Here is a 281-nt window from a genome sequence, read left to right as displayed (position 1 = left end):
GGCAAATTTGAGACCGGTGCTGGATTTTGAGTAATTGTTGGTGTGATCGGCACATTTGATACCGGCGCTGGCGTCGGCGTTAATGTTTGTGCGGGCGCTGGTGCGGGCGCTGGTGCGGGCGCTGGTGCTGGTGCGGGCGTTAATGTTTGTGCGGGCGCTGGTGCGGGCGCTGGTGCTGGTGCTGGTGCTGGTGCTGGTGTTGGCGCTGGTGCTGGTGCTGGTGTTGGCGCTGGTGCTGGTGCTGGTGTTGGCGCTGGTGCTGGTGCTGGTGTTGGCGCTGG

1 protein-coding gene is annotated in these 281 nt (G+C 63.7%); it reads left to right on the top strand.

What is annotated here, in order from left to right; all coding sequences use genetic code 11:
• Positions 1-82: 82 nt before the first annotated feature.
• A partial coding sequence (locus tag QUB30_RS14655; RefSeq protein ID WP_333334404.1) for a hypothetical protein occupies positions 83-281 on the top strand: 199 nt, incomplete at its 3' end.

Source organism: Microcoleus sp. BROC3, assembly GCF_036702515.1.
Taxonomy (GTDB): domain Bacteria; phylum Cyanobacteriota; class Cyanobacteriia; order Cyanobacteriales; family Microcoleaceae; genus Microcoleus.
Note: the sequence above shows the minus strand (reverse complement) of the source record. Positions and strands in the feature narration are given on the sequence as shown.